Below are 16,476 nucleotides of genomic sequence, written 5' to 3'. Positions count from 1 at the left end.
GCCTCCTTGCCTCAGTAGGAGAAGGGCCAGGCCTTGAAATAGGCCTTGATCCGTAGCCAGATGCCGGCCAGCCCCCGTGGCTCGAACACCAGGAACAGCACGATCAGCAGCCCGAACAGGGCCTGGTTGAGCGCGAACACACTGATGAAGCCCTCACCGCCGACGCTGGCCTGAACGCCGGGGATGGCCTCGCTGTAGCGATCGATGAGCGCGGGTAGCGCGCCCACGAAGATCGCTCCGAGCACGGCGCCGAAGATCGTGCCGAGCCCGCCGACGATGACGATCGCGATGTACTGGATGGACAGCAGCAGGTTCCACTCGTCGGGACTCACGAACTGCTGGTACGAGCCGAAGAGCGCACCCGCCATCGCCGCGATCGCGCTGGAGAGCATGAACGCGCCGATCTTGTACCGGCCCGCGCGCACACCGATCACCTCGGCCGCCTGGTCGCGGTCGCGCACCGCTTGCAGCGCCCGGCCCGGCCTGGTGCGCACGAGGTTCTTCGCGAGCAGGGCCACCAGCGCGACGAGCCCCCACACGAGCCAGAACCAGCCCTGGTTGCGGGAGTAGCTCTCGCCGAACAGGTTCAGCGCGGCGAAGTCGACCGGGTCGATCGACGCCCCCGCCGTCACCGGTGTGCCGGAGTTGCCGCCGGTGAGGTCGGTGAGGTTGCGCCACAGGTGCTCGCCGATGAACACCAGGCCGAGGGTGACGATCGCGAGGTAGTGCCCGCGCAGCCGCAGTGTGAACGGACCGATCAGCCCGCCGAGCGCGGCGCCGATCGCGGCGGCGGCCAGCAGCCACAACGGCAGCGGGAGTCCGATCTCGCCACCCACCCGCGCCGCGACGTACGCACCGGCGCCGATGAAGAACGCGTGCCCGAGCGAGATCTGTCCACAGTAGCCGGTCAGGAGATTGAGGCCGATCGCGCCGATCGCGGTGATGCCGACGTAGATGAGCACCGACAGCCAGAAGTCGTCCTGCAACACCGTCGGCAGCACGAGGAACACCACGACCAGCGCGGCGAGGCCGGTGCGCGCGAGCGGAGTGCCGAAGAGCCGCAGCTCGTCGGCGTAGCCCCGGGTCACGTTGCGGTGCGCGCCCATCAGACCCGCCTCACTTCCTTGGTGCCGAGCAGCCCGTAGGGACGGATCAGGAGGATCACGATCATCAGCAGGTACGGCACGATCACCGACACGTTGGAGCCCGCCCACGAGAACAGCTCGTCCTGGTAGCCGCGCGTGAGCGCCTCGGCGAGCCCGATGACGAGCCCGCCGAGCACCGCGCCCGCCGGCGAGTCCATGCCGCCGAGGATCATCGCCGGGAACGCGGCGAGCGCGATGAACCCGATCGACGGCGTCAGCCCGCCCGGCCCCGCTGCCATGAGGATCCCGGCGAGTGCGGCGAGTGCCGCCGCGATGGCCCACGACGTCGCGTACACGCGGCGTGCGCTGATGCCCTGCGCGAGCGCGGCCTCGGGGTCGAACGCGGTGACGCGCATGGCGAGGCCGAGCGACGAGTACCGGAAGAACGCGAAGAACGCGGCGACGACGGCGGCGGTGAGTCCGATGGTCCACAGGTCGCGTACGCCGAACACGAGCCCGCCCGCCTCGACCGTGCGGATGTTCCACGGGTTGGTGACCTGCTTCTGGTCGAAGCCCCAGATCGCGGTGATCATCGGTTCGAGGATGAACAGCAGGCCGATGGTGATCATGATGACCGCGAACGGGGGTTGCCCCACCATGCGGCGCAGCACGATCCGCTCGAACGTCGCCCCGACGAGCGCCGCCGACGCGCAGCACAGCAGCACCGCGACGCCGAACGCGACCGCGAGGTTGTTGGAGAACGTGTAGCCGAGGTACGCACCGAGCGCGAGCAGCCCGCCCTGCGCGAAGTTGATCACCCCGGTGGACTTGAAGATCACCACGAAACCCAGCGCCACCAACGCGTACGTGGAGCCGAGCGCGAGGCCGGCGAAGCAGTTCTGCAGGAAAGCCGTCACTGGTACATCGCCTCGATCTCCGCCGCGAAGCGCTGCTCGATGGCCCTGCGCTTGACCTTCTGGGTCGCCGTCAGCTCGCCGCCCTCGTGGTCGAGTTCCCTGCCGATGAGCGTGAACCGCTTGACCTGCTCCACGCTGGCGAGCCGCCGGTTGGTCTCGGCGACCACACCCTCGACGAGCGCGTGCACCTCCGGTTTCGCGGAGAGGTCGGCGTAGGTCGTGTAGGCGAGGTCGCGGCGCCGGGCCCAGTCGCCCACCGTGTCGAGCTCGATGCCGATGAGTGCCGTGAGGTGCTTGCGGCGGTCACCGACCACCACGGCCTCGCGGATGTACGGCGAGACCTTCAGCAGGTTCTCGATCTCCGAGGGAGAGACGTTCTTGCCGCCCGCCGTGATGATGATGTCCTTCTTGCGGTCGGTGATGCGCAGGAAGCCGTTCTCGTCGAGCTCGCCGACATCGCCGGTGTGCAGCCAGCCGTCCTCGTCGATCGTCGCGGCGGTGGCCGCCGGGTTGTCGAGGTAGCCGAGGAACACGCCCGCCGATCGCGTGAGGATCTCGCCGTCGTCGGCGATCCGCAGCTCCACGCCGGGCAGCGCGGTGCCGACCGAGCCGAGCCGGACGTCGCCGGGCGGCGTGAGCGTGCAGATGGCGGTGTTCTCGGTCTGCCCGTAGCCCTCGCGCACGGCGACGCCGATGGCCCACAGGTACTCCAGCACCTGCGGGGCGATCGGCGCGGCGCCGCTCAGCGCCACGCGCACGCGCACCAGCCCGAGTTTCTCCCGCAGTGCACGGAAGACGAGCAGCTCGCACAGCGCGAGCACGATCCGGTCGCCGACCGTCGTGGCCCCGCGCATGCGGCGAGGCGCGATGCGCCTGCCCTGCCGCAGGCACAGGCGGTAGAGGGCGCGTTTGAGCCGGGACGCGTCCGCCATGCGCAGCTCGACGCCGGCCAGCATCTTCTCCCACACACGGGGCACGCCGAGGAACACGGTGGGCTGGATGTCGCGCAGATCGTGGGCGAACGACGCGCCGCCCTCGCCGAAGTTCACCACCGAGCCGGCCCACACCGAGTCGATCACCGACGTGAGCCGCTCGGCGATGTGGCACAGCGGGAGGTAGCTGAGCACCTCGTCGGACGCCGAGCCGCCGAGCGCGTCGACGAACGTGCTCGCCGAGGCGACGAGGTTGAGGTGGGAGAGCAGCGCGCCCTTCGGCGGCCCCGTGGTGCCGGAGGTGTAGACGATGATCGCGGGCTTACCGGGGTCGAGCGCGGCCACGGAGTCCGTGAACGCCGCGAGCGGATCGCCGCTCGCGGCGCCGCGTTTCTCCAGCTCCGCGAACGTGAGCAGCCCCTCCTGCCGGATTCCGCGCGGGTCGATCACCACGATGTGGCGCAGCTCGGGCAGCCGGTCGCGCACCGCTAGCGCCTTGTCGAGCTGCTCCTCGTCCTCGGCGATGAGCACGCGGGCGCGGCAGTGCCCGAGCAGGTACTCCACCTCGCTCTCCGGCGAGGTCGGGTAGACGCCGACGCACTGGGCGCCGAGGCCCTGCACGGCCAGGTCGGCGATCACCCACTCCGGCCGGTTCTCGGCGTGCACGGCCACGCGCGTGCCCGGCTCCACGCCCAGCTCACGCAACCCGGCGGCGACGCAAGCGACGCGGTGGGCGTACTCGGCCCACGTCCACTCGCGCCAGTAGCCCCGGTGCTTCTCGCGCAGTGCCACCGCTTTCCCGCGCTGCCTGGCGTTGGCGAGCAGCCTGCCGGGCAGGGTCGGGCGGGCATCGCCCGTGGCCGCGAGGGCGGCCTCCGCGCCGGCGACGGTGCCGGACGTCATGCCGCACCTCCGAGGTACGCCTCGATCACCTGCGGGTCGTCCTGCACCTCGCTCGGCTTGCCGGTGGCGATCGCGACGCCGAAGTCCAGCGCCAGCACCCGGTCGGCGAGGTCCATCACCAGGCTCATGTCGTGCTCGACGAGGATCATCGCCAGCCCCAGCTCGCGACGGACCTCCAGCAGGTAGCGCGCGGTGTCCTCGGTCTCCTCCAGGTTCATGCCGGCCACGGGCTCGTCGAGCAGCAGCAGTCTCGGCTCCATCGCGAGCGCCCTGCCGAGCTCTGCCCGTTTCGCGACGCCGTAGGGCAGCATGCCCGCGGGCATCCTGCGGTAGGGCTCCAGCTCCAGTAGTTCGACGATCTCCTCGACCGCGGCCCGGTGGGTGATCTCCTCGCGCTTGGCTCTGCCCCACCAGAACATGCCGGAGAAGAAGCCCGTGTGCATGAGGTGGTGCCTGCCGAGCATGAGGTTCTCGATGAGCGTGAGATGGGCGAACAGGCCGAGGTTCTGGAACGTGCGCGCCACGCCGAGGCCCGCGATGGCGGCGGGCGGACGGCCGAGCAGCGACGTGCCGTCGAGCGTGATCGTGCCCCGCTGCGGACGGTAGACGCCGTTGAGGCAGTTGAAGATCGACGTCTTGCCCGCGCCGTTGGGGCCGATGATCGCGAACAGCTCCCCCGGCTCGACGTCGAACGACACGTCGTCGAGCGCGGTGACGCCGCCGAAACGCAGTGTCACGTCCGTGAACTCCAGCAGCGGCTCGCTCACGCGCTCCATCGCTTCTTCCTCCGGTAGCTCTTGACGTCGGCGAAGGAGCGCCGTTGTCCGGCGCTGGTCCCGAGGTAGAACTCACGGATGTCGGAGTCGGCGAGCAGTTCGGCGGAGGGGCCGTCCTTGACGACCTTGCCGGTCTCCAGCACATAGCCGTAGTCCGCGATCGACAGCGCCATCACGGCGTTCTGCTCCACGAGCAGCACGCTCGTGCCCTGTTCGTTGATCTGCACCACGATGTCGCGCACCTGCTCCACCAGCCTGGGCGCGAGCCCGAGCGAGGGCTCGTCGAGCAGCAGCAGCCGGGGCGAGGCCATGAGCGCCCTGCCGATGGCGAGCATCTGCTGCTCGCCGCCGGAGAGGTAGCCCGCGATCGACTTCCGTCGCTGGGCGAGCACGGGGAACAGGTCGAGCACGCGGGCGTAGGACTCGCGGATCTCGGTGCGGGAGCGTCGCGTGTAGGCGCCTGCCCGCAGGTTCTCCTCCACCGTGATCTCGGCGAAGACGCGCCTGCCCTCCATCACCTGCGCGATGCCCCTGCGCACGATCTCGGCGGGGTCGGCGGCGGTGATGTCGGTGTCCTCCAGCTGGACCGTCCCCTTGGTGATCTTGCCGCGGTGGGGCACGAGCAATCCGGTGATGGCGCGCAGGAGGGTTGTCTTGCCCGCGCCGTTGGCGCCGAGGAGCGCGACGACGGCGCCCGCGGGCACCTCGAGGCTGAGTCCCCTGAGCACGAGGACCACGTCGTCGTAGACGACTTCGAGGTTGTTGACGGAGAGCATCGGCGGGGGCAACGGATCCACTCCTTCGTCCTCGAATGTGATGTGGATCACGACGAATATGGACGTTATTCGCATACCGAGCGCTCACACAAGCCCCGATCCGAACTGTGACCTTCAGCCGTTTGGCAGGATGAATCCGTGGAACAGCGAGCCGTAAGTGACACAGTCCGTGAGCTGTGGGCGAATGACGTACTGCCGAGCCTCTCCGGTTTGGTCGAGATCCCCGCGCTTTCTCCCGTTTTCGACCGGGACTGGGCACGGACGGGACAGCTCGACGCGGCCGTCGACCACGTCCGCGAGTGGCTGTCCGCGCGCGAGCTGCCGGGGGCCACGATCGACGTCGTGCGCCTCGAAGGCCGCAGCCCCGTGCTGCTGCTCGACGTGCCTGCCACCCCCGGGGCGGAGGACCGGGGCACGGTGCTGCTCTACGGTCACCTCGACAAGCAGCCGCCGGTGGGCGGCTGGGCTGACGGGCTCGGCCCGTGGAAGCCGGTGATCGAGGACGGCAAGCTCTACGGGCGCGGCTCCGCCGACGACGGCTACGCCGGTTACGCGGCGACGGTCGCGCTGGAGGCCGTGCACGCCGCCGGTGGTGAGCACGCGCGCGCCGTCGTGCTGCTGGAGACCGGTGAGGAGTCCGGCAGCCCCGACCTGCCCGCCTACCTTGACCACCTCGCCGAGCGGCTCGGCCGCGTGTCGTTCGTCGTGTGCCTCGACTCCGGCGGCAACGACTACGAGCGGCTCTGGCTCACCACGAGCCTGCGCGGCCTCGCGCAGGTGCGGGTGACCGCACGGGTGCTCGACTCCGCGCAGCACTCCGGCCTCGCGAGTGGTGTGGTGCCCAGCTCCTTCCGGGTGCTGCGGCAGCTGCTCGCCCGAATCGAGGACGCGGCGAGCGGCGAGATCCTACTGGCGGAGTGCAACGTCGAGATCCCGGCCAACCGCGTCGAGGAGGCCCGCGCCACGGCGGAAGTCGCCCCCGGTGCGACGCGCACGGCGTTCCCCCTGCACGGCTCCACGCGGCCGGTGTCCGACGACGAGCTGGAGCTGCTGCTCAACAACAGCTGGCGGCCCACCCTGTCCGTGATCGGCGCCTCGGGCTTCCCCCAGCCCGACGAGGCCGGCAACGTCCTTCGCGACCACACCACGCTCGCGCTGAGCTTCCGGCTCCCGCCCACCGCCGACTCCTCGGCCGCGCTGAACGCCATCGAGAAGGCGCTCACCACCGACGTCCCGTACGGCGCGACCGTGGAGCTGACCGGCATCGAGCACGCCGACGGCTGGAACGCGCCCGAGCTTGCCCCGTGGCTCGCGGGCGCGCTGGAGCTGGTCAGCGACGGTGTGTTCGGCAACCCCTGGCGCAGCGTCGGCCTCGGCGGGTCGATCCCGTTCATGGGCCTGCTCGGCGAGAAGTACCCCGAGGCGCAGTTCCTGGTCACCGGCGCGCTGGGCCCCGACTCGAACGCCCACGTGCCCGACGAGTGGCTCCACCTCGACCACGCCCAGCGCGTCACCGAGGCGGTCGCCCACATCCTCGACGCCCACGCGAAGGGCTGACCCCGGTCAGCGGTCCCCGGCGCCGCGGGCGGCGAGGGCTTCGCCGAGCTCGTCGGCGTGGCGGAGGGTACGCACGAGAAAGGGCACGGCGAAGGCGGTGACCGAGCGCTCGGCGCCGCGAGCCTTCGCGGCCTCCCGCACCTCGCGCGCGATGCCGGACAACGTCGCCACCGCCTGCATCGTCAGCCCCACGAGCAGGCCCACCGACTCCGGCCGCACCCCGAACCGCCGCAGCGGCCGCGCCCAGCGCTCGACCGCCGACACCACGTCGTCCACCGGCGTCGTGAGCGTGACCAGGTTCGCCGCCGCCAGAGCCGTCACCAGCCGCAGGCACACCACCAGCGCGGCCTGCGCGCCCAGCAGCCACCACTGCAACGCGAACACGAACACCGCGAGAATCAGCAGCGCCCGCGCCGTCCGCAGCCAGCGTCTCGCCGGGATCCTCGCGAGCGCGTAGCCGAGCAGCACCACGCCGCACAGCACGCCCAGCCACAGCGGTGAGCCAAGCACGAACACCGCCGCGGCGAGCGCGAACAACGCCAGCAGCTTGGCCCCCACCGGCGCGCGGTGCACCACGCTCGTGCCGGGTTCGTGCGCGGAGATCATTCGGCGAGCTTCCGGTAGTACCGCAGCGCGGGTTCCGGCTCGTCGTCGGCGACCACGCGCCCGCCGTCGAGCACCACCACCCGGTCGAAGCCGTCCAGCAGGTCGAGGTCGTGGGTGACGAGCACCACCTGCTGCCGCAGCGTGCCGAGCAGCTCGGCGAACCGGCGCTTGTTGCGCAGATCGAGCAGCGTCGTCGGCTCGTCGCACACGAGCACCGCCGGGTCGAGCACCAGCATCGCGCACAGCGCCAGCAGCTGTTTCTGCCCGCCGGAGAGCTGGTGGGCGGGGTGCTCCGCGTAGCCGTCGAGGCCGTACTCGGCGAGCACCTCGGCCGCCCTCCGGGCGCGCTCCGCCTTGGACAGTCCGCTGCCGCGAAGGGAGAACGCCACGTCCTCGCCCGCGGTGGGCATCACGATCTGGCTGTCGGGGTTGGTGAAGACGAACCCGACGTGCTTGCGGACCTTGCGCCCGTCCTTCGCCGGGTCGAGGCCGTCCACCAGCACCTTGCCGTCGTCCGGCAGCACCAGGCCGTTGATCATGCGGGCGAGCGTGGACTTGCCGGAGCCGTTGGCGCCGACGAACGCGACCCGCCGCTCCGGCAGCGTGAGTTCCACGTCGGACAGCACGACGCGGTCGCCGAAGCGGTGCCCCACGCGGGAGAACTCGATCACGACACGGCCTCCCACATCGCCGCCACGCCCACACCGCCGCCGGCCGACAGCGCGGAAAGCCCCGAGCCGCCGGTGCCCAGCAGCCGGTGGAACAGCCGCACCACCAGCACCGCGCCCGACGCTCCCCAAGGATGCCCGAGCGCGATCGCGCCGCCGTCGGGGCTCACGGTCTCCTCGTCGATCCCCGCCGCGTCGAGGCACGCGAGCGTCTGCCCGGCGAAGGCCTCGTTGAACTCCACGGCGTCCGGCGCGCGGTCGAGCACCGACTTCATCGCGGGGACGGCCCCGAGTCCGAGCAGGTTGGGGTCCACGGCAGAGGTCGCCGACGCCACGAGCCGCAACCCCGGCAGGCCGCGCTCACGCCGGAACCGCTCGCTCACCACCAGCACCGCGGCGGCGCCGTCGTTGACGCCGCACGAGTTCGCCGCGGTCGCCGTGCCGCCCGGCGTGAAGGCGGGCCGGAAGCGGGCGAGCCGCTCGACGGTGAATCCAGCCCTCGGCCGCTCGTCCCGCTCCACCCCGCCGATGGGAACCACCTCGGCGGCGAAGCGGCCTGCTCGCTGCGCCGCGACGGCGCGGTCGTGGCTGCGGACGGCGAACGCGTCCTGCCGGGCGCGGGAGATCCCGGCTTCGGCGGCGACGCGGTCGGCGGCGGGTCCCATATCCGGGTCGCCCAGCTCGGCCGGAGCGAACGGCGCCCGCGTGTACCAGGTCGGCGGCTCGGTGCGCCACGCGCGATACGGCGCGGTCGAGGCGCTCTCGACACCGCCCGCTAGGTACGCCTCGCCCTCGCCGGCGCGGATCAGCGAGGCGGCCAGCGTGATCGCGGCGAGCCCGCTCGCGCACTGCCGGTCGACGGTCACGCCGGGCACCTCGGCGCCCAGCCCCGCGCGCAGCGCGGCGACGCGGGCCGGGTTGCCGCCGGGGCCGAACACGTTGCCGAGCAGCACGTCGTCCACGGTGCTCACGGCCGCGTCGGCGAGCACGGCGCGCAGAACGGGTGCCGCGAGCCGGTCGACCGGGTGCCCGCGCAGCGCGCCGCCCGCGTTGCCGATCGGGCTCCGCCGGGCGGCGACGACCACGGGGGTCCGCTCGTCACTCATCGCAACGGCTCCGCGAGCAGGGTGCCGTCGCGCAGCTGCGCGGCGGCCCGCGCCCTGGCCGGTTTGCCCGAGGCCGTGCGCGGTAGTGCCTTGGTGGTCAGCCACACCCGGGGCCGCTTGCCGGACGCGAGCCCTTCGCGTGCCGCGGTCCGCAGCCGACGCAGCGACGGCGGATCGTCCGACTCCACGATCGCGGTCACCAGCTCGCCGAGCCTGGAGTGCGGCGTGCCCGTCACCAGCACGTCGGCCACACCCGGCACCGCACGCAGCACGGCCTCCACCTCCTCGGCGGCGACGAGCCTGCCCCCGCTGGACACGGTCGCCGAACCCCGCCCGTGCACGCTCAGCACACCCGCCACGCTCAGCTCCACGCGGTCGCCGACGCTCGACCACTCCGGCGCGGGCTCGAGCGCGCCGTCGCGCAGGTAGCCGGAGAAAGCCAGCGGGGAGCGCACCCACAGCACGCTGTCGCGCACGTCCAGCTCCACCCCCGGCACCGGCCGCAGGCTGTCGGCGTGCCGCAGGGCGATCAGCGAGTGCTCGGCGGAGCCGTAGTACTCCACCAGCTCGGCCTGCGGCAGCAGCCGCGCGAAGCGCTCGCGCAGACCGTCGTCCACGTGCGCGCCGCCGCACACGACCGTCCGCAGCGCGGAGGGACGCCGTTCGGTCAGCAGTGTGGAGAGCTGTGCGGGCACCACGTGCACGGTAGCCGCGGCCGCCGCCTCCCTCGGCTCGAACCGGGGCCGCACGCGCAGCTCCGCGCCCGACCACAGCGCGTGCAGCGCCCCGAAGAGAAACAGCGACGAGCTCAGCGGCCCGCCGATCAGCACCGGCCCCGGCGCGGGCCCGAGCGCGGCGAAGCTCCTCAGCCACGAGACGCGCGTCCGGCTCAGCACCTTAGGCGTCCCGGAGCTGCCCGACGTGGTGGCCAGGTAGAACGCCGTGCGGTCGTCCCCGCGTGGCTCTACGAGCGCTGAAGCGGGCTCCGGGGCGCCCTTCACCACCGCGTGCGGCGCGGCGTCCGCCAGCACCGCCGCCCGCTCGGCCGGTGTCCACGACGGTTCGAGCACGAGCGTGGCCGCGCCCAGCAGGTCGGCGCCGAGCAGCCACGGCAGCGGTTCCACGGAGTCCACGGCGACGCGCGCGCCCTCGCCGATCCCCCGCGCGGCCAGCGCCGCGGCCGCCCCGTGCACCGGGGCGAGCAGGTCGGCGGGCAGTTCTGCCCCGCCGAGGATCGGGGGCGAATGGGTCACTCGCCGTGCACCGCCGGGCGGGCCAGGGTGCCGGGCAGCGCGCGGTGGACCACGGCCGCGATCACCGCCGCGGCCACCACCTTGCCCGCGTCACCCGGCAGGAACACGAGGGACTGCACGGCGGCGGCGCCGAGGTCGCCCGTGTAGGCGCCGAGGAACGGGATGCCGATGGCGTAGTCGACCGCGAGACCCGCCGTGGTCGCCATCAGCAGCACCGGCAGGCCCGGCCGCTCCGCTCGCTGCACGATCAGGCCGGTGACCAGCGCGGAGGCGATCCAGCCGAACAGGAACCCGCCGCTCGGTCCGACGAACGGCGCGAGACCGCCGCGACCACCGGACAGCAAGGGCAGGCCGATGGCCACCAGAGCCAGCAGCAGCACGACCGACGCCGTGCCCCTGCGTGCGCCGAGGATCGCCCCGGCCAGCAGCGGCCCCGCGTTCTGGATGACGATCGGCACGCCGGAGCCGCCGAGGTAGATGCCGGGGAAGATCCCGAGCACGGCGATGAAGGCGGCGAAGACGACCGTCCTGGCGAGGTCCGCCGCAGGTAGTGAGACACGTGGTGCGGGCACGTCTGGCAAGGTAACCCGGCTCGGGCGCACGTCGACAAGACGTGCGTCACGTTTGCCCCATCACCCGGTCGAGTGGCGTTCGGCAACCTGCAGTGAAGGCCACCATGCCTGCGCCCACCCGTCTCCCCCCACCATCCGAACGGAGCCGCTGCGCGCCGCTGTGCCTGATCAACGCAGTGAAGGTGGCCTTCACTGCGGATGGGTCTCAGCGCGTCGCAACGCCTCCGTAACGTCCCTGGTGCTGTGCACTAGCCCCGGAGGGTGGCAGGATGCGTGCACTCAACCAGTATGAACTACTAGGAGTGAACATCGTGGCGCGTCGACTGCACACCAGAGCGCTGATTCTCCTTCCGGCCCTCGCCCTGGCCGCGACCGCGGCCGCGTGCGCCGAAGAGGTGAACCCTGGCGAGGACTCGCAGGCCGGCGGTGAGGTCTCGCTCATCAACGAGGGCAAGCTCACCACGTGCACGCACCTGCCCTACCCGCCGTTCCAGTTCACCCAGGACGGCAAGACCGTCGGCTTCGACGTCGAGCTCGTCGACCTCGTCGCCAAGGACCTCGGGGTGCAGCAGGAGATCTTCGACACCTCGTTCGAGGGCATCGAGTCCGGAGCCTCCTTCGACACCGGCCAGTGCGACCTCGCCGCCGCCGCGATCACCATCACCGAGACGCGCGACAAGGTGATGGACTTCTCCGACGGATACTTCGACGCCAACCAGGCGCTGCTCGTCAAGAAGGGCTCCGGCATCGACGGGCTCGGCAAGCTGCGCGGCAAGGTGCTCGGCGTGCAGCTCGGCACCACCGGCGAGGACTACGCCGAGGAGAACAGGGCCAAGCACGGCTACACGGTCCGCCAGTTCGAGGACCTCGCTCTCCTGCAGACGGCCGTCAAGACCGGGCAGATCGACGCGGGCATCAACGACAACTCCGTGCTTTACGACTTCGTCAAGAACAACCCCGACACCGAGGTGACGGCCGAGTTCGAGACCGGCGAGGAGTACGGCATCGCCGTGCGCACCGGCAACAACGCGCTTCGGTCGAAGATCAACGAGGTGATCGCCGCCGCGAAGCAGGACGGCACCTACGACGAGATCTACGAGAAGTGGTTCGGCCGGAAGCCGGACAGCCAGTAACCCGCTGACCTCGGCTCGTGAATGGCGGGGTCCCCCACTCACGAGCCACTTCTCGAGGAGTTCTTTTCATGGCGATGTCTCGGCGCCAGCGTGCGCGGGCTTTCCGCGGCGGGCAGTACGGCGTCCTCATCCTCGCGATCGTGCTGCTGGCGGTGTTCGCCGACTGGGGCACGATCCGCGACGCGTTCTTCAACCTGGACGCGGCGTCAACGCAGTTCCCGGAGATCCTCTCCACCGCTCTCGTCAACACGATCATCTACACGGCACTCGGGTTCGCCCTCGGTCTCGGCCTCGGCCTCATCCTCGCGCTGATGAAGCTCTCGTCGGTCGGCCCGTACCGCTGGCTCGCGACGATCTACATCGAGTTCTTCCGCGGCATCCCCGCACTGCTCGTGTTCATCGCGCTGGGCTACGGCGTGCCGCTGGCCTTCGGCATCCGGTTCGACATCTACTCGACCGCGGCGATCGCGCTCGGCCTCGTCGGCTCCGCCTACATCGCGGAGACCCTGCGGGCCGGCATCCAGGCCGTGCCGCCGGGCCAGATCGAGGCGGCCCGCTCGCTCGGCATGTCCCAGACGCGGACCACAGTGACGGTGGTGATCCCGCAGGCGTTCCGGATCATCCTGCCGCCCCTGACCAACGAGCTGATCCTGCTCACCAAGGACTCGTCGCTGATCTACCTGCTTGGTCTGGTGCGTGACGAGTACGAGCTGGCGAAGTTCGGCCGTGAGGGGCTGAACGCGACGGGCTCACTGACCCCGATCCTGCTCGCCGGCCTCTGCTACCTGATCATCACCGTGCCGCTCGGCTACCTGTCGCGGTACCTGGAGCGCAGGACGGGCCGCAAGGTGGACGAAGGACTGAAGGTGACGGCATGAGTGACGTGATCATCGAGGTCTCCGGCCTCCACAAGGCGTTCGGCAAGCTCGAGGTGCTCAAGGGCATCGACATGAGCGTCCGGCGCGGCGAGGTCGTGTGCATCATCGGGCCGTCGGGCTCCGGCAAGTCGACGCTGCTGCGCTGCGTGAACCTGCTGGAAGAGCCGAACTCGGGCGCGGTGCGCGTCAACGGTTTCGAGATGACCGACCCTGACGTGGACATCGACAAGGCCCGCCGCACGATCGGCATGGTCTTCCAGAGCTTCAACCTGTTCGGCCATCTCTCCGTGCTCGACAACCTCACCATCGCCCAGCGGAAGGTGCTCAAGCGCGACCCGGCCGAGGCCACGGCGATCGCGAGGGAGAACCTGCGCAGGGTGGGGTTGGAGGAGAAGGCGAACTCCATGCCGTCGCAGCTCTCCGGCGGCCAGCAGCAGCGGGCCGCGATCGCGAGGGCGCTGTCGATGCAGCCCGCCGTGATGTTGTTCGACGAGCCCACCTCGGCGCTCGATCCCGAGCTGGTCGGCGACGTCCTCGGCGTCATGCGCCAGCTGGCGAACGAGGGCATGACGATGCTCGTGGTGACCCACGAGATGCAGTTCGCCCGCGAGGTCGCCGACAAGGTGCTGTTCATGGACGGTGGCGTGGTCGTGGAGGAGGGTCCACCCGCGCAGGTGATCGGCGAACCACGGCACGAGCGCACGCAGACGTTCCTGCACCGGGTGCTGAACCCCGTGCACGTGATCGACTGATCCGGGAACCAACCTCGCTGCGCGGTCGTCCACATACAGAATGTGGTTTCACACGGCCGAGCTACAGAGGAGACGCGCGATGCCGGGTTTTCGCCGAGCAGGCCGTGAACCCGGCGAAAGCGAGGACGGGCAGGTCGAGACGGCTGAGCCGGAGCGGCCCCCGTTCGACCCCTTCGCGCCGAGCCCGGACCGCCGCTACGAGGTCAACGCCGCCGACCTGCTGCGTCCCTTCATCGAGCCCGGCAGCGGCGGGCTGCTGCGCTGGCGCAAGCAGGCGACCAACGCGCCGATCGTGCAGGTCGAGGACGCCTACATCACGGGCAAGCTCGACCTGCGCGCGGCGGACCTGCAGTACCTGTTCCGGTTCGAGCGCTGCCGGTTCGAGCAGCCGCCCGACGTGCGGGAGGCCAACCTGCTCGGGCTCGTGTTCCGGCGGTGCTGGCTGCCGGGGCTCAAGGCCCGCAACTTCCGCAGCCGCAACGACGTCCGGCTGATCCGCTGCCTGGTGGAGGTCGACTCGGGGCGGGACGACTCGGAGACCACGGTGCGCCGCGCCGACGACCTGGAGCGCGGGCTGCCCGACGCGGCCGTCAACCTCACCGACGCCGTGATCGAGGGCTCCGTGGTGCTCACGCGCACGCGGATCTTCCACCCGCGCGGCAAGGCCGTGCAGGCCGACCGGCTGGTGATCACCGGCGCGCTGCTCGCGTACCGGCTGGAGGCGAGCGGCGAGGTGCGCGTGCCCGGCCTGCGCGCGGGCGGCAACGTGAACTTCTCGGGCGCCACGCTCGACAACCCGGAGGGCTTCGCCCTCAACGGCAACGGCATGCAGATCGGTGGCAGCCTGCTGTGCGAGGTGGACAACTACGGTCCCCGCGCCTCCCGCAGACGGTTCACCGCCAACGGGATGCTGTTCATGCCGAGCCTGAACGTGGCGGGCGACATCGTGTTCAGGGGCGGGCGGCTCGCGGTCGACCAGACCGGCGAGATCGTGGTGGACGCGTGGAAGACCGGTGACTGGTACGTCGATCCCCGGCCGTCCCTGATCGCCGACCGGATGCACGTGGAGGGCAACGTCGAGCTCAGCGACCAGCTCGACGTCACCGGCACCATCCGCATGGTCAACGCCCACCTCGGCGGTTCGCTGCGGCTCGCGGGCGCGCGGATCAAGGTGCTGCGGGGGCAGACGCCGCCGTTCCACGACCGGGCCGTGCACCTCGACGGCAGCGAGATCAACGGCGACATCGACGGCAAGGGCATGTGGTCGGAGGGGCAGCTGCGCCTGGCCGACGTCACCGTGCGCGGCAACGTGCTGATCTCCGGGGCCACGTTCTTCCACCCCGAGCGCGACGTGGTCTCGGCCCGGCGCAGCACCGTGTCCGGCAACCTGCTGCTCACCGACTGCGCGGTGGCCGGAACGCTGCGGCTGCAGGGCATGACCGTCGGCGGGAGCATCGACCTTCGGGGCACCGACGTGGGCCAGCCTGAGGTCACCGAGGCCGGCAGCTGGGCGGTGGACCTGCGGTCGGTGCAGGTCGCCAGGAGCCTGCTGCTGATGGCCAACCGCGACCGGCCGTTCCGGGCCAGGGGCGGCGTGACGATGGACGGCGCGGTGGTCAAGCGGCAGATCGACTTCACCGGTTCCGAGCTGGTCTCGACGCCGAGGGACGGGATCGCGCTCGACGCGGGTGACACCGTGGCCGACGAGTTCGTGCTCGCCCCCGAGGTTCCGCCGGACGGCACGGTGGTGCTGCGCAGGGCCCACTGCGGGACGCTGTCCGACACGCCTGCGCTGTGGCGGGCCACGGGCGGCCTCGAGCTGGAGGACTTCCGCTACGACGCGCTCGATACCCCGATCGACCTGCGCGACGACGGCACCGTCAAGGCGCGGCTGCGGATGCTGCACGACGCCATGCCGGGCTACCGGCCGGGCCCGTACGACCAGCTCGCCACGATGTTGCGCACGAGCGGCAACGAGGAGCACGCCGACACCGTGCTGCTCAAGAAGCAGCAGTACCGCTACGAGTCGCTCGCTCGTGGCTACCGGTTTCTCGGGCTGGGCGTGCGGCTGTGGAGCTGGTTGCAGCGTTCGATGGTCGGCTACGGCTACCGCCCGGTCCGCGCGCTCGCGTGGCTGGTCATGCTGCTCGTGGCGGGCAGCCTGTGGTTCGGCCTGCGCAGCGACGAGTGCACTCTCGACACCGAGCGGTTCGAGGTGATCGGCGAGCGCTGCACGGTGAACCGCGACGATTCGGGCCTGGAGTGGAACCCGGTGCTCTACACCGCCGACCTGCTGGTGCCGATCGCCGACTTCGGCAACAAGGGCCGCTGGTACATGGCCGACGAGGACAAGTGGGTCTCCACCGGGTTCACGGCGATGGGCTGGGTGCTCGCCACCACGGTGGCGGCAGGCATGACGCGCACACTCCGCCGCAACGGCAGCTAGCCCCCGGCACCTGTCCGCCAACCGCAGTGAAGGCCACCATGCCTGCGTTCAACGCAGTGAAGGCCACCATGCCTGCGCCCGCCCGTCTCCCACCACCACCCAACCGGAGGCGCTCC

The 16,476-nt window shown here is 71.1% G+C and carries 15 protein-coding genes; 5 read left to right on the top strand and 10 right to left on the bottom strand.

Annotation, left to right across the window (positions count from 1 at the left end; all coding sequences use genetic code 11):
• Nucleotides 1-11: 11 nt before the first annotated feature.
• The 5 genes from FCN18_RS01150 to FCN18_RS01130 are packed head-to-tail and all read right to left on the bottom strand — an operon-like array spanning nt 12 to nt 5,389.
• Entirely contained in the window at nt 12-1,106 is a 1,095-nt protein-coding gene (locus tag FCN18_RS01150; RefSeq protein WP_228713552.1) for a branched-chain amino acid ABC transporter permease, read from the bottom strand.
• Complete coding sequence (locus FCN18_RS01145; RefSeq protein ID WP_137092828.1) at nt 1,106-2,002, bottom strand: branched-chain amino acid ABC transporter permease; 897 nt, start codon at nt 2,000-2,002, stop codon at nt 1,106-1,108. Before FCN18_RS01145 ends, FCN18_RS01150 begins: the two co-directional genes overlap by 1 nt.
• Entirely contained in the window at nt 1,999-3,837 is a 1,839-nt protein-coding gene (locus FCN18_RS01140) for an AMP-dependent synthetase/ligase (RefSeq protein ID WP_137092826.1), read from the bottom strand. The genes FCN18_RS01145 and FCN18_RS01140 overlap by 4 nt, the downstream gene beginning before the upstream one ends.
• Complete coding sequence (locus FCN18_RS01135) at nt 3,834-4,613, bottom strand: ABC transporter ATP-binding protein (protein ID WP_112265670.1); 780 nt, start codon at nt 4,611-4,613, stop codon at nt 3,834-3,836. Before FCN18_RS01135 ends, FCN18_RS01140 begins: the two co-directional genes overlap by 4 nt.
• On the bottom strand, nt 4,601-5,389 hold the full coding sequence (locus FCN18_RS01130; RefSeq protein ID WP_112265668.1) for an ABC transporter ATP-binding protein: 789 nt from the start codon (nt 5,387-5,389) through the stop codon (nt 4,601-4,603). Before FCN18_RS01130 ends, FCN18_RS01135 begins: the two co-directional genes overlap by 13 nt.
• A gap of 138 nt (nt 5,390-5,527) precedes the next feature.
• Here FCN18_RS01130 and FCN18_RS01125 point away from each other — a divergent pair, with 138 nt between their 5' ends.
• Nucleotides 5,528-6,946, top strand: coding sequence for a M20/M25/M40 family metallo-hydrolase (locus FCN18_RS01125; protein WP_112265666.1), 1,419 nt, complete (start codon nt 5,528-5,530; stop codon nt 6,944-6,946).
• A gap of 6 nt (nt 6,947-6,952) precedes the next feature.
• Here the strand turns inward: FCN18_RS01125 and FCN18_RS01120 are convergent, their stop codons facing one another.
• Genes FCN18_RS01120 through FCN18_RS01100 form a run of 5 tightly spaced genes read right to left on the bottom strand, consistent with a single transcriptional unit; the run spans nt 6,953 to nt 11,151 of the window.
• Nucleotides 6,953-7,552 (bottom strand): energy-coupling factor transporter transmembrane component T family protein, encoded by a 600-nt coding sequence (locus FCN18_RS01120; RefSeq protein WP_112265664.1) that lies wholly within the window; start codon nt 7,550-7,552, stop codon nt 6,953-6,955.
• Nucleotides 7,549-8,223, bottom strand: coding sequence for an energy-coupling factor ABC transporter ATP-binding protein (locus FCN18_RS01115; protein ID WP_137092824.1), 675 nt, complete (start codon nt 8,221-8,223; stop codon nt 7,549-7,551). Before FCN18_RS01115 ends, FCN18_RS01120 begins: the two co-directional genes overlap by 4 nt.
• On the bottom strand, nt 8,220-9,326 hold the full coding sequence (locus FCN18_RS01110; protein WP_137092821.1) for a thiolase family protein: 1,107 nt from the start codon (nt 9,324-9,326) through the stop codon (nt 8,220-8,222). The genes FCN18_RS01115 and FCN18_RS01110 overlap by 4 nt, the downstream gene beginning before the upstream one ends.
• Complete coding sequence (locus FCN18_RS01105) at nt 9,323-10,579, bottom strand: AMP-binding protein (RefSeq protein WP_228713548.1); 1,257 nt, start codon at nt 10,577-10,579, stop codon at nt 9,323-9,325. Before FCN18_RS01105 ends, FCN18_RS01110 begins: the two co-directional genes overlap by 4 nt.
• A complete protein-coding gene (locus FCN18_RS01100) occupies nt 10,576-11,151 on the bottom strand; it encodes a biotin transporter BioY (protein WP_112265658.1) in 576 nt (191 codons plus the stop codon). Before FCN18_RS01100 ends, FCN18_RS01105 begins: the two co-directional genes overlap by 4 nt.
• Before the next feature lie 311 nt (nt 11,152-11,462).
• Between FCN18_RS01100 and FCN18_RS01095 the strand changes: the two genes are divergently transcribed.
• The 4 genes from FCN18_RS01095 (at nt 11,463) to FCN18_RS01080 (ending at nt 16,360) form a co-directional block, all read left to right on the top strand.
• Nucleotides 11,463-12,284 (top strand): ABC transporter substrate-binding protein, encoded by an 822-nt coding sequence (locus FCN18_RS01095; RefSeq protein WP_112266709.1) that lies wholly within the window; start codon nt 11,463-11,465, stop codon nt 12,282-12,284.
• Nucleotides 12,285-12,352: 68 nt separating this feature from the next.
• Nucleotides 12,353-13,162 carry an amino acid ABC transporter permease gene (locus tag FCN18_RS01090; protein ID WP_112265656.1) on the top strand — a complete coding sequence of 270 codons (810 nt, stop codon included), beginning with the start codon at nt 12,353-12,355 and terminating at the stop codon, nt 13,160-13,162.
• Nucleotides 13,159-13,914 (top strand): amino acid ABC transporter ATP-binding protein, encoded by a 756-nt coding sequence (locus FCN18_RS01085; protein ID WP_112265654.1) that lies wholly within the window; start codon nt 13,159-13,161, stop codon nt 13,912-13,914. The genes FCN18_RS01090 and FCN18_RS01085 overlap by 4 nt, the downstream gene beginning before the upstream one ends.
• 79 nt (nt 13,915-13,993) lie before the next feature.
• On the top strand, nt 13,994-16,360 hold the full coding sequence (locus FCN18_RS01080; RefSeq protein WP_113641101.1) for a translocation/assembly module TamB domain-containing protein: 2,367 nt from the start codon (nt 13,994-13,996) through the stop codon (nt 16,358-16,360).
• The last annotated feature ends 116 nt before the right edge of the window (nt 16,361-16,476 follow it).

Source organism: Prauserella endophytica (genome assembly GCF_005146945.1).
GTDB lineage: Bacteria > Actinomycetota > Actinomycetes > Mycobacteriales > Pseudonocardiaceae > Prauserella_A > Prauserella_A endophytica.
The sequence above is the reverse complement of the archived record's forward strand: the minus strand, read 5'-3'. Positions and strand labels throughout refer to the sequence as shown.